Here is a 279-nt window from a genome sequence, read left to right as displayed (position 1 = left end):
ACCGAACAGACCCGAACCTGCAGCGACCATCCAGACCTGCACTCCGGGTGCCGGGCCGAATGTCGGGCGAGATGCGGGCATGACGGTGGACGGCTTCGCCGCATCTTGAGACTGAGCTTGCGCGACTCCGCTGGGTAGCGCATCGTCGGGCGGTGTTTGCGGCGCCGGCTCGGTGTTCCGCGCAGAGTCCGCCGGCGCCGCCCTCTTTTCTATGTGCGCCTTCAGCGCGCCGAAGAAGGCCTCGAGGTTCTTGCCCGCCGCCGACTGAATCAGGCGGGA

General features: G+C 67.7%; 1 protein-coding gene. It reads right to left on the bottom strand.

Annotated elements, in window-relative coordinates; translation table 11 throughout:
* Nucleotides 1–279, bottom strand: a 279-nt coding sequence (locus SB719_RS19675) for a hypothetical protein (protein WP_412159668.1), incomplete at both ends; no start/stop codon positions are given.

Origin of the sequence: Pantoea sp. SIMBA_079 (assembly GCF_046940275.1) — a bacterium.
Lineage (GTDB): Bacteria > Pseudomonadota > Gammaproteobacteria > Enterobacterales > Enterobacteriaceae > Pantoea > Pantoea borealis.
Note: the sequence above shows the minus strand (reverse complement) of the source record. Positions and strands in the feature narration are given on the sequence as shown.